The 15,189-nt window shown below is 71.7% G+C and carries 16 protein-coding genes; 2 read left to right on the forward strand and 14 right to left on the reverse strand.

Going from position 1 to position 15,189, the window contains the following annotated elements; genetic code table 11:
* Window positions 1-2: 2 nt before the first annotated feature.
* The 7 genes from IE317_RS31190 to IE317_RS31220 form a co-directional block, all read right to left on the reverse strand.
* Window positions 3-320: a hypothetical protein gene (locus tag IE317_RS31190; protein WP_191314938.1), complete on the reverse strand. Its 318-nt coding sequence runs from the start codon at window positions 318-320 to the stop codon at window positions 3-5.
* Window positions 321-616: 296 nt separating this feature from the next.
* Window positions 617-1,555, reverse strand: coding sequence for an ROK family protein (locus IE317_RS31195; protein WP_191314996.1), 939 nt, complete (start codon window positions 1,553-1,555; stop codon window positions 617-619).
* Between the two features lie 16 nt (window positions 1,556-1,571).
* Entirely contained in the window at window positions 1,572-2,033 is a 462-nt protein-coding gene (locus IE317_RS31200; RefSeq protein WP_191314939.1) for a hypothetical protein, read from the reverse strand.
* Window positions 2,030-3,163, reverse strand: coding sequence for an ArsA family ATPase (locus IE317_RS31205; RefSeq protein WP_191314940.1), 1,134 nt, complete (start codon window positions 3,161-3,163; stop codon window positions 2,030-2,032). The genes IE317_RS31200 and IE317_RS31205 overlap by 4 nt, the downstream gene beginning before the upstream one ends.
* A 4-nt stretch (window positions 3,164-3,167) precedes the next feature.
* Window positions 3,168-3,602, reverse strand: a complete 435-nt coding sequence (locus tag IE317_RS31210; RefSeq protein ID WP_013224321.1) for an SRPBCC family protein — start codon at window positions 3,600-3,602, stop codon at window positions 3,168-3,170.
* 27 nt (window positions 3,603-3,629) lie between these two features.
* On the reverse strand, window positions 3,630-4,424 hold the full coding sequence (locus IE317_RS31215) for a metallophosphoesterase family protein (protein ID WP_191314941.1): 795 nt from the start codon (window positions 4,422-4,424) through the stop codon (window positions 3,630-3,632).
* A gap of 9 nt (window positions 4,425-4,433) precedes the next feature.
* A complete protein-coding gene (locus tag IE317_RS31220; RefSeq protein WP_191314942.1) occupies window positions 4,434-4,841 on the reverse strand; it encodes a polyketide cyclase / dehydrase and lipid transport in 408 nt (135 codons plus the stop codon).
* A gap of 128 nt (window positions 4,842-4,969) precedes the next feature.
* On the opposite strand from IE317_RS31220, the gene IE317_RS31225 reads away from it, so the two are divergent.
* Window positions 4,970-6,766 carry an AMP-dependent synthetase/ligase gene (locus tag IE317_RS31225; protein WP_191314943.1) on the forward strand — a complete coding sequence of 599 codons (1,797 nt, stop codon included), beginning with the start codon at window positions 4,970-4,972 and terminating at the stop codon, window positions 6,764-6,766.
* A gap of 4 nt (window positions 6,767-6,770) precedes the next feature.
* On the opposite strand, the gene IE317_RS31230 is transcribed toward IE317_RS31225, so the two are convergent.
* Genes IE317_RS31230 through IE317_RS31250 form a run of 5 tightly spaced genes read right to left on the reverse strand, consistent with a single transcriptional unit; the run spans window position 6,771 to window position 11,639 of the window.
* Entirely contained in the window at window positions 6,771-7,115 is a 345-nt protein-coding gene (locus tag IE317_RS31230) for an antibiotic biosynthesis monooxygenase family protein (protein WP_191314944.1), read from the reverse strand.
* A gap of 43 nt (window positions 7,116-7,158) precedes the next feature.
* Window positions 7,159-8,523, reverse strand: coding sequence for a GH1 family beta-glucosidase (locus IE317_RS31235; protein ID WP_191314945.1), 1,365 nt, complete (start codon window positions 8,521-8,523; stop codon window positions 7,159-7,161).
* A gap of 18 nt (window positions 8,524-8,541) precedes the next feature.
* A complete protein-coding gene (locus IE317_RS31240) occupies window positions 8,542-9,429 on the reverse strand; it encodes a carbohydrate ABC transporter permease (protein ID WP_191314946.1) in 888 nt (295 codons plus the stop codon).
* A 9-nt stretch (window positions 9,430-9,438) separates the two neighbouring features.
* Window positions 9,439-10,359, reverse strand: a complete 921-nt coding sequence (locus IE317_RS31245) for a carbohydrate ABC transporter permease (RefSeq protein WP_191314947.1) — start codon at window positions 10,357-10,359, stop codon at window positions 9,439-9,441.
* Complete coding sequence (locus IE317_RS31250; protein ID WP_191314948.1) at window positions 10,359-11,639, reverse strand: ABC transporter substrate-binding protein; 1,281 nt, start codon at window positions 11,637-11,639, stop codon at window positions 10,359-10,361. Before IE317_RS31250 ends, IE317_RS31245 begins: the two co-directional genes overlap by 1 nt.
* Window positions 11,640-11,799: 160 nt before the next feature.
* Here IE317_RS31250 and IE317_RS31255 point away from each other — a divergent pair, with 160 nt between their 5' ends.
* Window positions 11,800-12,849 (forward strand): LacI family DNA-binding transcriptional regulator, encoded by a 1,050-nt coding sequence (locus IE317_RS31255; protein ID WP_229903018.1) that lies wholly within the window; start codon window positions 11,800-11,802, stop codon window positions 12,847-12,849.
* Window positions 12,850-12,924: 75 nt separating this feature from the next.
* On the opposite strand, the gene IE317_RS31260 is transcribed toward IE317_RS31255, so the two are convergent.
* Window positions 12,925-14,031 carry an FAD-dependent oxidoreductase gene (locus IE317_RS31260; RefSeq protein ID WP_191314950.1) on the reverse strand — a complete coding sequence of 369 codons (1,107 nt, stop codon included), beginning with the start codon at window positions 14,029-14,031 and terminating at the stop codon, window positions 12,925-12,927.
* Between the two features lie 67 nt (window positions 14,032-14,098).
* Entirely contained in the window at window positions 14,099-15,076 is a 978-nt protein-coding gene (locus tag IE317_RS31265; protein WP_191314951.1) for a ferritin-like domain-containing protein, read from the reverse strand.
* Window positions 15,077-15,189 lie beyond the last annotated feature (113 nt).

Raw genomic sequence — 15,189 nt, forward strand, 5'->3', positions numbered from 1 at the left:
TGTCACAGGTCGGTCGTGGGTCGCCGGTCGTCGCGGGCGGTCGGCGGCGGATCGGTCCGGTCCGGTCGGCTGCTCCGGCCGCTTCGGCCGCCGATCAGCGCGGTCAGGAAGATGCCGAGGGTGCTGCCGCCGATCACGAGCCAGCCCACGACCACGCCGGGCACCAGCCACGTGAGCAGGTGCGCCGCGAGAACCCAGCCCACGCCGGCGAATGCGGCGGCGGTCAGCTTCGCCCACTTCCGGCTCGCCTTGTGCTGGGCGAAGAGCGCGGCGACGGCCAGGACCGCGCCTCCTGATCCGATCCACCCTTCCGTCGGCATCCCCGCTCCCTTCCCCAGGTGGGGGATACCCGATCGAGAGTGGGGCAACACCGGGCTCTTCGCCGGGCCGAACGCGGGCGGCGCTGCAGTCGCGGAAAAGGCCACGGCAGCAGACGAACGGGAATGAAGACGGGACCCACACCCCCCGCAACCCCGATCCGAAGCCCCAACACGGCCGGCGGCGCCGGGTCAAGGCACGCTTTCCCGCCTTGACGCGGTGCCGCCGGCCGTAGTCACAATCGGGCATCGGGGTGGCGGGGAAGCCCACCGAAGGATCGCAACAGCCCCAGCCCGGATCAGACCGGGGTCTTCGCCGCCTCCAGCGCCAAAGCCGCCGCGCCGACGATGGCCGTGTCGTCGCCCAGGTGAGCCGTCCGAATCCTCGCCAACGGCCGGTGACGCGCCCCCGTGATCGTCCCCGCGTAGTGCTCCCGCGCCTCGTCCAGGAACAGCGGCGCCGACTCCGACACCCCTCCCCCGATGACGATGATCTCCGGGTCGAACACGTCCGCCACCAGCGCCAGGCCCTCGCCGAGCCACTTGGCCAGCTCCGCCATCGCCAGCTGGGCGATCGGGTCGCCGTCGCGGGCCGCGCCCGCGACTCGCCTGCCCGTCACCGATCCCGGGTCGCCCGCGACCTGCGGGGCCAGCACCGTCGAGCGGCCCGGGTGCCGGGCCAGCAGCTCCACCGCCGTCGCCGCCAGGGCCGTTCCGCTGCAGTAGCGCTCCCAGCAGCCGTACTTGCCGCACGGGCACGGGCGGCCGCCGCGGACCACCGTCAGGTGGCCCAGCTCCGGGGCCACGCCGTACGCGCCGCGGTACAGCTTGCCATTCAGCAACAACCCCGCGCCGATGCCCGTGCCCAGGGCCACCAGAGCCGCCACCTGGGCGCCGCGGGCCGCTCCGAAACGGTGCTCGCCCACGATCGCCGAATTGACGTCGTGCTCCAGCAGCACCGGCAGGCCGACGCGCTTCTCGATCCGGTCGGCGACCGGGGCGCCGCGCCACGCCAGGTGCGGGGCGAACATCACCGAGCGGCGGTCGCGCGCCACGAAGCCCGCCACCGCCAGCCCGACCCCGGCCACCTCGTGGCGGTTGCGCAGGTCCTCGACCACGCCGGCGATGGCGTCCTCGAGCGCGCCCTCCTCGGTCGGCGTCGCGACGCGCGCCGTGTCGAGCAGGGAGCCGCGTTCGTCCACCACGCCGGCCCGGATGCTCGTCCCGCCGACGTCCACCCCTATCGTCCGCAACTCAGCTCTCCCACTCGTCGCGCCGGCGGACGGCGATGTGCTGCACCCGCGGCGACGGCCGCGGGTCCGCGGGCCGCGGCGCGGGCCGGAACCCGGGCATGTGCACGCCCTCCTCCGGCTCCCAGCGGTCCGCGAGCACCGCGCGCAGCAGGGCGACCAGCTGCGCGAGCTGCTCGGCCAGCCGCGCGACCAGCTCGGGCCGTTCACCCCGTACCACCGCGACGATCGCACAGAGTGGACACCACCCGCACGCCGAACCGTCCGGTTTCGCCTCGTCAGGCAGGCCGTGACCACCGGGGCTTCGCCCCGGGCCGGGGGCTTCGCCACCCGGAGCCCCCGAAAAGAAGTTGCCGTGCCCGGCCGCCAGCACGCCTTCCAGCCACGGCGCCGCCTTGTCGGCGACCAGCTCGGCGAGCAGGCGGATCTCCTCCGTCAGGCGCGGCCCGTGTTGCTCTTCGCTCACCCGCGTCCCCGGTTCCCGGCCAGGTGCACGACCAGGCCGTCGGCGTCGGACTCCGCGCCGGTGATCCGGCACGGCCGCAGCGGCTCCGGCAGGGCGATGAGCCTGCGGAAGCCGTCCACGGTGATCGCCAGGTCGTCGTCGACGCGGGCGAGGTCGACCTCGGCGTCCCGCGCGAGCGGGAGCGCGACGCGCAGGGTGTACCCGCCGTCGGCGGGCCGCACGCGCAGCAGCGGCGTGACCGGTGTGCCGTGACCGGTGAGCGGGTCTTCGCCGCGGTAGAGCTCGGCGGCGATCTCCAGCAGCGCGGGCAGCCCGACCGGCTCGACGGCGCGGTGCTCGACCCGGGCGACCGGCGCGATCCCGGCCGCGGCGAGTTCGGCGAGCACGGCGTCCTGCTGCGTCCGGCGCGTGCGCAGCCAGGACGCGGCGCCCCCGCGCCAGATGCCGGGCGCTGGCATCAGCCGGTTGGCGATCAGGCCGTCGACGGCGATGCCGCGCAGGGCCAGCGAGCTGAGCGTGCGCCGCGCCTCGGCGACGACCACCCGCTCCGGCGTCAGGACCAGCCGGACGGTCGTCACCGCCGGGTCGGTGAGCAGGGCGCGCAGGCCGTCGAGGTGGGCGCCGAGCCGGCGCACCGAGTCCGTGACGCGGCCGCGCGGCCCGAACACGCGGGTCAGGTAGCCGGAGACGGCCTCGGGCAGGGCGAGCAGCCGCAGCGTCTCGGCCGTCGGCCCGCAGTCGACGACGACGGTCTCCCACGGGCCGTCCTCGGCCAGCCGGCGGACTTCGGTGAGGGCGAGCAGCTCGTCGACGCCGGGCAGCACGGTGAGCTCTTCGGCGTCGAGGGTGTCGAGTCCCGCGCCGGCCAGCACCGCGCGCAGTTCGCCGCGCAGCCGCTCCCAGGAGGCGTCCACCAGGGTCCGCGCATCGACCTGCACCCCCGAGAGCAGGGCGTCCACTTCGGACGGTTCGGCGCCGAGGGGGCGGGCGAAGGCGTCACCGAGGGAGTGGGCCGGATCGGTGGACACGACGAGGGTCTTCCTGCCGCGGGCGGCGAGGGCGGCGCCGGTGGCCGCGGCCAGCGTGGTCTTCCCGACACCCCCCTTGCCGGTGCACAGCAGGATCCGCACGTTGCTAGCCCTCGGCCCGCTTCTTGAGCTCCTTCAGCGCGGTGTCCATGACCATCTTCTCGGCCTTGCGGCGCAGCAGGCCGATCATCGGCAGCGCCAGCTCGACCGACAGCGTGTAGGTGACCCGCGTCCGGCCGCCGAGGTCGGCCAGCGCGTAGCGGCCGTTCTGCGCCTTCTGCATCTGGCCCTTGACCAGGTGCCAGCTGACGCCGAGGCCGTCTTCGTCCCAGTCATACTCGAGGGTGTAGACGTCCTTGATCGGACCGGCGTCGAGGGTCAGCTTGACCTGCTTGGCCCGGCCTTCGGCGTCGGTGTCGAGGACCTCGGTCTGCCGGACGGCCTTGGCCCATTCCGGGTACGCGGGGAAGTCGGCGATCACGGCCATCACCCGGCTGGGCTCGGCGTCGACCTCGATGGACTGTGTGGACTGCTCGGCCATGGGTCGAAGCGTAGCCGCCGCGGTTGGTCACCAGCGCAGCACGTAGGGCTGCCCGGTCTCCTTGAAGTGACCCACGTTGCGGCACTCGGTCAGGCCGACCCGGGCGCGGGGCGCCAGTGGCTGGTGCACGTGCCCGAACACCGACCAGCGCGGCCGCTGCGCCCGGATCAGCTCCAGCAGCGCCGTCGAGCCGATCTCGCTGCGGCGGGCGACGACGTCGTAGGTCAGCTCGGGCAGGGCCGGCGGGCCGTGCGTGCAGAGCACGTCCACGTCGGTCAGCGCGGCCACGCTCCGGTCGTAGTCCGCGCGGTCCCGCAGGTAGGGCCGCCAGGCGGCGCCCTTGCGGGGCCGCGGGACGACGCCGTCGGGCAGCAGCGCGCCGCCGACGAACCCGAACCGCAGGCCGCCGATCTCCGCGACCTCGCCGTCGAGCACCCGCACGCCCTCGCCGGCGAACTCCGGCCACAGCGCCGGGGTGTCGACGTTGCCGGGGGTGGCGTAGGTGGGCGCCGTCATCGCCGCGAACAGCGTCGCGTACTGCGCGCGGATGGCCTCGTCGACCGCGGAGGCCGGGTCTTCGAGGGTCGCCCAGAGCGTGCGCGAGAAGGCAACGGTTTCGTCACGGGTGCCCTCGCGGCGCAGGCGGGCGAACTCGCCGACCTTCTCGCTGCCGAACAGGGCGCCCATGATGCCCTTTTCGTGGTCGTGGTAGTCGACGAAGTCGATCAGGTCGCCGAGCACGACCAGGGCGTCCGCCCCGTCGCCGGCCCGCTTCAACGCGTCCGCGTTGCCGTGCACGTCCGAGACGACGTGTACCCGCACCCTGCTCCCCTAGTTCTCGCGCGGAGGGACGCCGGGCTCGCGCCCGTCCTCCAGGATCTCCTTGAGCCCGAGCGCGATCGCCTTGGCCGCGCGGGCCCGCCGGTCGAACTCCCGCCGCAGGTCACGTGGCGCCAGCGCACGGGGCGCCCCGGCCGCGTCGGCGGGGGTCGCCCGCAGGAAGTAGTGCAGCAGGGTGCCGTCGAGCACCGGCTCGAGCCAAACCTCCATCGTACCGACGAGCGCGCCCGTCACGGTCCAGCGCAGGCCCTTGTCCCCCCGGTCGGTGTAGACCTCCAGGACCAGGTCGGGCCAGTAGCGCCGCCAGGAGGCCGGCTCGGCGAAGACCGCGGCCACGGTGGCGGGCGGAACGGCGAGGAACGTCTCGTCGACGATGTCGAGTGAGGGTGGCGCGTTCACGTGCGAAGAATGTCACGGCCTCGCCTCGCGGGGTCGATCAGCATGGTCTTAAGGTGCTCACCACGCTAAGTTGACTGGCGGGTAACAGCGGTGTCACCTGCCGCACGCGTTTGAACACGGAGGTCCACGTGCGCGAATACAGCGCTCCCGCCGGCAAGCCGGTGGCCGACGACGAAAACATGTCCGACGTCGTCTGGGCGAACGCCGAGCGGTTCTCCGACGTGGTGAGCTTCCGCCGCCAGGTCGAGGGCAGCTGGCTGGACGTGACCGCCAAGGAGTTCGCGGCAGAGGTGCTGGCCGTGGCCAAGGGCCTGGCCAAGGCCGGGATCGGCCGCGGCGACCGCGTGGGCCTGATGTCGAAGACCCGCTACGAGTGGACGCTGATCGACTTCGCGATCTGGGCGGCCGGCGCGGTGACCGTGCCCATCTACGACACGTCCTCCCCCGAACAGGTGCACTGGATCCTCTCCGACTCGGCCGCCAAGGGCGTGTTCGTCGAGACGAACGCCCACGCCGCGGCGGTCGACCAGATCCGCGACCGGCTCACCGACCTGCAGAACACCTGGCAGATCGAGGGCGACTCCCCCGCCGTCGAGGAGCTGTCCGCGCTGGGCGCTTCCCTTTCGGACGACGAGCTGCACGACCGCCGCCGCGAGGTGACCGCGGACGAGCTGGCCACCATCGTCTACACCTCGGGCACCACCGGCCGCCCCAAGGGCGTCGAGCTGACCCACCGCAACCTCCTGGCCGAGATCCGCGCCGACATCGAGGCGTTCCCGCAGCTGATGGAGCAGGGCAACTCGCTGCTGTGCTTCCTGCCGCTGGCGCACGTGCTGGCCCGCGCGATCGCCGTCACCGCGCTCACCGCCCGCGTCACCCTCGGGCACACGCCGGACGTCAAGAACCTGGTCGCCGACCTGGGCACCTTCCGGCCGACGTTCGTCGTCGCCGTGCCGCGCGTGTTCGAGAAGGTCTACAACTCGGCGAAGCAGAAGGCCCACAGCGAGGGCAAGGGCAAGATCTTCGACGCCGCCGAGGCCACCGCGGTCGCCTACAGCGAGGCGCAGGACACCGGCGGCGCCGGGCTGGGGCTGAAGCTGAAGCACCTGGTGTTCGACAAGCTGGTCTACGGCAAGCTGCGCGCGGCCCTCGGCGGCCGCTGCGTCGCGGCCGTCTCGGGCGGCGCGCCGCTGGGCGCGCGGCTGGCCCACTTCTTCCGCGGCATCGGCGTCCCGGTGTTCGAGGGCTACGGCCTCACCGAGACGTCCGCGGCGGCGAACGTCAACACGCAGACGGCGTTCCGCGTCGGCACGGTCGGCAAGCCGGTCAACGGCACGTCGGTCCGCATCGCCGACGACGGCGAGGTCCTCCTCAAGGGCGACGTCGTGTTCCGGGCGTACTACAACAACCCGCAGGCGACGAAGGAAGCGCTCACCGACGGCTGGTTCCACACCGGCGACCTGGGCGAGCTGGACTCCGACGGCTTCCTGAAGATCACCGGCCGCAAGAAGGAGATCATCGTGACGGCGGGCGGCAAGAACGTCGCCCCGTCCGGCCTCGAGGACACGATCAAAGCCTGCCCGCTGGTCAGCCAGGCGATGGTGGTCGGCGACCAGCGCCCGTTCATCGCGGCACTGGTCACCGTGGACGAGGAGTACTTCCCGTCCTGGAAGTCCCAGCACGGCAAGCCTTCCGGCGCTTCGGTGGCGGACCTCGCCGCGGACCCGGACCTCCTCGCGGAGATCCAGGCCGCGGTCGACGAGGCGAACAAGTCGGTGTCCAAGGCCGAGGCGATCAAGAAGTTCACCGTGCTGGCGAACGACTTCACCGAGGCCGGCGGGGAGATCACGCCGAGCCTGAAGCTGAAGCGGAACGTGGTCACGAAGAACTACGCCGACGACATCGAAGGCCTGTACAAGAAGTAGCCGTTCAGGGCCGGGTGAAGCCGGTGCTGCGTTCCACCTTGGCCACGTGCAGGGTGTAGCTCTCGTACCACTCGGCCCGCCCGCGCCGCTGCGCCGCCCGGTGCTCGGCGTGGCTCCGCCACTGCGCGAGCGCGTCGGCGTCGCGGAAGTACCCGACGGTGATGCCGAGTCCGCCGGGGGTCTGGGCGTGATCCATGCCCAGGTACCCGGGGATCGCCGCGACCAGCTCCTCCATGCGCGCGTTGGTCTCGGCGTAGCCGCTCTGCTCGGCGGTGCGCACCGTGCTGAAGACGGCCACGTAGTACGGCGGTTCGAAGGGGCCGGCCGGCGCTTCCGGGTGATCGCTCATGGCGTCACCGTAGGGTGGCCCGCCCGGGCGGGCCACCCGTTTCTCACGGTGTGCGCTCGGCCGCGATGAAGTCGCGGTACCAGCGGTAACTCGACCTCGGCGTGCGGGCCTGCGTCTCGTAGTCGACGTGGATCAGCCCGAAGCGGTGCTTGTACCCGTGCGCCCACTCGAAGTTGTCCAGCAGCGACCAGCAGAAGTACCCGCGCAGGTCCACCCCGGCCGCGGCCGCGGTACGAACCGCCTCGATGTGCTCGCTCAGGAAACTGATGCGCTCGTAGTCCGCGAAGTCACTCCGGTCCGCGTACACGCACCCGTTCTCCGTGACGTACACCGGCGGCAGCCCCGGGTAGCGGTTGTGCAGGCCCACCAGCGCTTCCGTGAGGCCCTCCGGCTCGACCGGCCAGCCCATCCCGGTGCGCGGGACGTCCGGCAGTCGCGTGGTGTCCACCCCGATGTCGGCCACCGTCCGCCGGGCCGGGTCCGGCTCGCGGTGCGGGGCGTCCGCGCAGTGCAGGCGGTAGTAGTAGTTCACGCCCAGGTAGTCCAGGGGCACCCCGATGATCTCCAGGTCTTCGTCGCGGCGGAACGAGAAGTCCGAGACCCCGTCGAACATCGCCGACAGGCCCGGCGCGTACCGGCCGCCGAACAGCGGGTCGGTGAACTGGCGGCGCAGGAGCGTGTCCTGGCGGGCGGCCGCCGCCGCGTCCGCCGGTGAGTCGGACACCGGGACCGCCGGGGACTGGTTGAGGACGATGCCGAACTGGTGCGGCAGCGCCGCCTGCTCGCACATCGCCCGGACCGCCAGGCCGTGGCCCAGCAGCAGGTGGTGGGCGGCCGCCAGCGCACCGTGTCCCTCCCGCGCCCCCGGCGCGTGGCGGCCTTCGCCGTACCCGGCCACCGCGCACGGGTACGGCTCGTTCAGGGTCGTCCAGAAGTCGACGACGTCGCCCAGTTCCCGGTGCACCAGCGCCGCGTACTCGGCGAACCGGTACGCCGTGTCGCGGGAGCGCCAGCCGCCCTCGTCCTCCAGGGCCTGGGGCAGGTCCCAGTGGTAGAGCGTCAGGAACGGCTCGATCCCCCGCTCCCGCAGCCCGTCCACCAGCCGCCGGTAGAAGGCGAGGCCGCGGCGTTCGGGAGCACCCCGGCCGGACGGCTGGATCCGCGGCCAGGACACCGAAAACCGGTAGGAGTCGACCCCCAGTTCGGCGAGCAGGTCGAGGTCGGCCTCCCAGCGGTGGTAGTGGTCGGCCGCCGGTTCGCCGGTGTGGCCGCCGGCCACCGCGCCGGGCACCGCCGCGAAGGTGTCCCAGATGGACGGTCCGCGGCCGTCGGCGGTCGTGGCGCCCTCAATCTGGAACGCCGAGGTCGCGACACCCCAGCGGAAGGCGGGCGGAAAGCTGGAAGTCACGGTGAGCTCCGGGAGGGGTCAGCCCTTGAGCGCGCCCTGCATGATGCCGCCGACGATCTGGCGGCCGAACAGCAGGAACACGATCAGGACGGGGACGGTGCCGATGGTGGCGGCGGTGAGCACGAGCGTGTAGTCGGTGGTGTAGCCGCTGGCCAGAGTGGACAGTGCGGTCTGGACGGTCGGGTTCTCCGGCACCAGCACCACCAGCGGCCAGAAGAAGTCGTTCCAGGCCTGCATGAAGGTGAACAGCCCGAGCACCGCCGCAGCCGGGCGGGCGGCGGGCAGGGCCACGTGCCAGAACAGCCGCAGCGAGCCACAGCCGTCCATCCGGCCGGCTTCCAGCAGCTCCAGCGGCAGCGCCCGCTCGAAGTACTGGCGCATGAAGAACACGCCGAACGCGGTGACCAGGCCGGGCACGATCACCGCCTGCAACTGCCCGGCCCACCCGAAGTCGGCCATCATCATGTACAGCGGCACGACGCCCAGCTCGGTCGGGATCGCCTGGGTAGCGACCACGACGAGCAGCAGCGCCGTCCGCCCGCGGAAGCGCATCTTGGCGAAGGCGAACCCGGCCAGCGTCGAGAACAGCACCACCGACACGGTGATCGTGCCCGCGACGATGAGCGAATTGCCCAGCGCCAGCGCGAAGTCCGTCTCGTCGAAGACGCGGGCGATGTTCTCGAACAGGTGCCCGCCGGGGACGAGCACCGGCGGCACCTTCCCGACCGCCTCCGTCGTCTGCGAGGAGACGACGAACGACCAGTACACCGGGAACGCCGAGCCGGCCAGGATCGCGGTCAGCGCGGCGTAGGTCCACGGGCTCGCCACGCGGCGCGCGAGCCGCCGGGCCCGCCCGGGCGAGGTCGACGGCGGCGCGGGTGCCGCCGGGGTCAGCACGGTGGTCATGTCCGCTCCTCAGTCCGTGGAAATGCGCCGGGTGACCAGGTACGACAGGCCCGCGACGAGCATCGTGGCCACGGCCAGGATCAGCGCGATCGCCGAGCTGTAGCCGAAGTCGTACTTGGCGAAACCCTGTTCGTAGAGGTAGAGCGCGGCCGTCTGGAACTGCCGGTCCGACCCTCCGGTGGCGGCCGCGGTGCCCGGGTTGAACAGCAGCGGCTCGGCGAGCAGCCGCATGTTCCCGGTCGTCGCGATCACCGTGGAGAAGATGATCTGCGGCCGCAGCAGCGGCACGGTGATCCGCCAGAACTGCTGCCACCCCTTGGCGCCGTCGAGGGTGGCGGCCTCGTACATGCTCGACGGGATCGCCTGCATGGACGCCAGGAAGATCAGCGCGTGGTAGCCGGTCCAGCGCCACACCACCATCGCCGCGATGGCGGTGTGCGAGCTGGCCGTGCCGGCCTGCCAGTCGACCTGCCCGGCGCCGAACCAGCTCAGCACCCAGTTGACCAGCCCGAAGTCCCGGCCGAACAGCTGCGCGAAGATGATCGTCACCGCCGCCACCGAGGTGATGTTCGGCAGGATCATCCCCATCCGGAAGAACATCCGCCCGCGCAGCCGCCGGTTGAGCAGGTGTGCGATGCCGAGCGCGAACAGGATCTGCGGGATCGTGGTCAGCAGCCACAGGCTGACCGTGTTCCCCATCGAGTTCCAGAAGTACGGGTCGTGGAACAGCAGCTGCTCGTAGTTGCCGAACCCGATGAACTGCGCACCCTCGGCGTCGATGAGGTTCCGCTTCTGCAGCGACACGACGGCCGTGTACGCCAGCGGGAACAACCCGAAGACGCCGAAGATGAGGAAGTACGGGCTGATGAAGCCGAACGGCGACAGCTTGACGTCCCACTTCTGCCGCCGCTCGGCGAAGGTGAGTGCCATTACTTGATCTTCGCGACGTCACCGACCAGCTGCTGCCACGCCGCCGGGCCGTCCTGCTTGCCCTGCTCGACCCGCTGCATGGCGTTGCCGAACTCGGTCTGCACGTCGCCTGCCTTCGGGCCCTGGTACTGCGGGTTCAGCTTCTTCGCCGCGTCGGTGAAGACCTTGCCCACCGGGGCGCCCGAGAAGAACGGGTTCGTGTAGCCGGTGATCTTCGGGTCGTCGTAGAGCGACGGTGCCGAGGGCAGCAGGCCCTTGCTGGTGAACACCTTCGCCTGCTGCTCGGGCGCGGTCAGCCACGCGGCGAGCTCGGCGGCTTCCTTGGTGTGCTTGCCCTGCTTGGGCACGGTCAGGTACGAGCCGCCCCAGTTGCCGCCCCCGCCGGGCACGGCCGCGACGTCCCACTTGCCGGCGGTGTCCGGCGCCTGGTCCTTGATCTTGGTCATCATCCACGCCGGGCAGGTGACGGTGGCGAACTGGCCCTGGGTGAAGCCGGTGTTCCACTGCGGCGTGCTGTAGAGCAGGCCGGCGCTCAGGTTCGCCTTGACCGCGTCGACCACGAGGTCCCAGCCCTGGCGCAGCGCCGGGTTGCTGCCGACGATGATCTGGTCGTTCTGGTCGTAGTAGCCCTGCGGCGCCTGGCCGACGATCGCGTTGAGCACGGTCGGACCGCCGTCCATGAACTTGACGCCGTTCGGCGCCTTGGCCTGGAACTGCTTGCCCGCGTCGAAGAACTTCTGCCACGTGGGCCAGAGCGCGGAGACGGCGTCCCGGTCCTCCGGCAGCCCGGCGGCCTTGAACATGTCGCGGCGGTAGCAGATGGCCAGGCCGCCGACGTCGGTGCCGTAGCCGATCTGCTGGCCGCCCTTGGCCAGCGACGCGGCCCACTTCCAGCTCAGCCAGCGGTCCTTGAGCTTGTCGCCGCCGACGGTGTTGAGGTCGACGAACTTGTCCGGCGTCGCCTTGAACTGGGCGACGTAGCCGGTGTCGATGGCCTCGATGTCCGCGGCACCGGCGCCGGTGGCCAGGTGCGCGGCGAGGTTCTTGTGGTGGTCGGAGTAGGCGGCGGTCCGCTCGGTGATCTCGATGTCCGGGTGCGCCGCCTGGTACTCCTTGATCAGGTCGGTGTAGCCGAAGTTGCCGAAGAGGCCGAGGCTCAGCTTGACCTTGCCGCCGGCGGCGCCGCTGTCCCCGCAGGCGCTCAGCGCGGTGAGCGCGACCAGGGTGGCACCCACCCCGGCGAGCAGGCGGATCCGGCGGTTTCTCGTTTTCGGGCGCATGAGATCTCCGTTGTTCTGCGGGCCGGTCGGAAAACGCGGGTCCCATGAGAGCGCTCCCAGCCCGTCGCCGTCAAGTAACTAAATGATAACGCGCCCCGGCATTTACGCAGTCTGAGCCCGTGTGCTAGAGATGTAACCGGTTACAAGAGTGGAGGTCAACATGGTCACGGCCCGCGAGGTCGCGCAGCTCTGCGGGGTTTCCGTCGCCACCGTGTCGCGGGTGTTCAACCGCCCCGCCACGGTCAGCGCGGCGACCCGCGAACGCGTCGAGCGCGTGGCGCGGGACCTCGATTTCTCGCCGAACGAGTCGGCGCGCGCGCTGTCGCGGCAGCAGTCGGCGATGGTCGGGCTGGTCTGGGACACCGACCACCGGCGGCCCGGCTGGCGGCACCCGTTCCTGCAGGACCTGTTGCTGGGCCTGAAATCCGCGCTCAGCTCGCACGGCTACCACCTGCTGCTGCTCGCGACGAGCGACGACGCCCGCGACCGTCACCCCGGCGTGTCGCTGGCCGACCCGATCGGGTACGTGAGCATGACCCGGCGCCACCACCTGGCCGGGCTGGTGCTCATCGACAGCGGGACGGACGCCGACGCGTTCACCGCGTTCGCCCAGTCCGGGTTGCCGTGCGTCGCCCTCGACGTGGCTCTGTCCGGACCGCGGGCGACGCACGTGACGTCGGACAACGCCGGGGGCGCGGCGGAGGCCGTCCGGCACCTGGCCGCGCTCGGGCACCGCCGGATCGCGACGATCACCGGCCCCCGCGGCAACGCGCCGGCGGCCGCCCGCACCGAGGGTTACCGGCGCGGCCTGGCCGAAGCGGGGCTGCCGGTGTCGGAGGATCTCGTGGTCGGCGGCGACTTCTACCGCGAGAGCGGGTTCGTCGGCATGCGGCGCCTGCTGGCCCGCAAGGAGCCGCCGACGGCGGTGTTCGCGGCCAGCGACGAGATGGCGGTCGGCGCGCTGCTGGCGGCGCGCGCGGCCGGGCTGCGGGTGCCGGCCGACCTGGCCGTGGTGGGGTTCGACGACATCGAGGTGGCGTCCCTGGTGGACCCGGCCCTGACGACGGTGGCCCAGGACAAGCCGGGCTTCGGCACCGCGGCGGCGGGCGCGCTCCTGGCGATGCTCGAGAACGCCGGCGCCCCGGAACCGGTGCTGCTCCCGACGAAACTGGTGGTCCGCGACTCCTGCGGCGGTCGCTCGGCCCGCTGACCCCAGCGCCCCAAGGCGGCCTTGGGTGCGTCACACGCACCCAAGGCCACATTGGGGCGCTGGGGCGGAGCGGGGTCAGGCGGTGATCTTCGTGTCCCAGTCGATGTGGTGGGAGTACAGCCAGCCGGGCTCCTCGCCGACGTCCCCGCCCGCGCTCGCCTTCACCAGCTTCTCCACGCGCTCACGGCGAAGCCCTTCATACGCCGCGAAAGCCGAGGCCGGGTCCGGGAGGTCGCGCAGGCACTGCGCCAGGACGACGCTGTCCTCCAGCGCCATCGACGCGCCCTGGCCCGCAGCCGGGGACGCGGCGTGGGCGGCGTCGCCGGTCAGGACCATCTCGGGCGTCGACCAGAGCCGGGTTTCCGGGACGTCGTAGGAGTGGCCGCCGAACACCTCCTCGCCGGTGGCGGCGATGATGTCCGTGCAGGGCAACGGATCTCCGTCGAACGCCGCGTGCGCGAACTCGCGCCAGCCCGCCGGGGTGACCGCCGCGATCTCCTCGCGGGAGCGCTCGGCGTCGGGGATGCGGGCGAACCAGAAGGTGGCGCCGCCGGTGTCCGTGGTGAACCCGAAGGCCGCCCGGCTCCCGCGGAACATCCGGTAGATCCCGGGCGCGGCGGGCAGCCCGGCGGCCCGCGTGTAGCCGTACACGACGGTCAGCCCGGTGTAGCGGGGCTCGTCCGCGGCCGGGTCGATCAGCCTCCGGACGACCGAGCGCAACCCGTCCGCGCCGACCAGCACGTCACCGGTTTCGGTGGTGCCGTCGGCGAACTCCGCCGTGATCCCGTCCGGGCCGGGCTGCGCGCCCACCAGCCGCTTGCCGCGCTCCAGCGGGACACCGCGGCGCTCGGCCTCGTCCTGCAGGACGCGGTAGAGCGTCGCGCGGGTCAGGGTGCGCGGCCCGTCGAGCCCTTCGGTGTCGAACTCGCGCCGCCCAACGGTCTCCCCCGTCGGGGCGACGAGTTCGACGCCGTACGCGGCGAACGAACTGTCGATCACCGGCCGGTCGGCCCTGATCGCGCGCAGGGCGTCCATGCCGTTGTGCATGATCGTGAGGAACGCGCCGATGTCGTCCCCGCCTGCGGGGTAGGCCTCGTACACGACCGGCTCGTGCCCGGCGAGCTTCAGCGCCATCGCCGTGACCGTGCCCGCGATCCCGCCACCCGCGACCAGTACCCGCACTTCGCGTCCCCCCGTCGACTCCGCGTGCCGCCGCCGGTGACGTTACCGTGGCGGCGGCACGCGGTGCCTACTTCTCCTTCGCACCGCTGGTGGCGATGTCGCCGTTCAAGCCGCGCGGGTAGAAACCACCGGAAGACACCTTGTCCGGGTTGAGGTAGGCGATGTTGAGCACGCGCTCGGCGGAGCGCCCGAACGCGATGCCGTTGGCGTCGGCCGGGACGAGGTTCGCCTTGCCGTTCTTGATGACGCCTTCGTCGTCGTCGGCCTTGCCGTCGAGGCTGTCGCGGGCGTCGGACATCTTGTTCGTGATGTCCCCGAGGCCGCGCTCGAACAGCGCCGACCGCACGATTCCGGCGTGGTAGGCCTCGACGGCCAGGATGCCGGCGGCCGCGTCGAGGAACGTCTTGTTGTTCACCAGCGGGGCGGCGCCCTTGTAGGCGGACACGCCGACGTCCTCGAACAGGTAGGCGGCGAGCAGGAAGTTGTTCTCGCTGCCGAACGGGTCGAACGTCTGGCCCTGCTTGATCACCCCGGCGGCCTGCATGGCCGCGGTGAAGCTGTTCTGGAAGTCGATCTCCGGCTGCGCGACGGCGGCTTTGTCGAGCGCCTTGCGCAGGAAGTTCACATGGGCGACCTCGTCGCCGGCGATCTCTTGGACGAGCTGCTTGGTGTGCTCGCTCTTGAACTGCACCGCGTGCCCACCGGAGACCTTGCCCAGGTTGCCGACGCCGTTGACGTACTTCTCGTTCAGCCCGTAGCCGTAGACGGCGAACGAGTACAGGTTCGCTTCGAGGTACTCGAGGTTCAGCGCGAAGTTCAGGACCGCGGCGTCGCTCGCCTGTTCCTTCGCCTTGTCACCTCCCTGTCCTCCGTACTGCTGTGTGGCACCGGCCGAGCCGAGGCCCAGCGACAACGCACCGCCGAGCGCGCCGGCGCCCGCGACGCCGAGCCCCGCCGCTCCCGCAGCCTTGAGGAAGCGGCGGCGGTCGGTCGCGTTCTCCGCGCTGCGCTCGATCAGCTGCTGTGTGTAGCGTTTTCCGAACACCGGGGGACGTCCTCTCGTGACGAGTTCGTCCACCTCACCCACCGGTCATACGTACCTGGGCGTCCCCCGGCTCGGTCAAAACGGGAAAAATTTTGATCGACTTGCGTTTGCCC

The sequence above is a fragment of the Amycolatopsis bullii genome, from assembly GCF_014654205.1.
GTDB lineage: Bacteria > Actinomycetota > Actinomycetes > Mycobacteriales > Pseudonocardiaceae > Amycolatopsis > Amycolatopsis plumensis.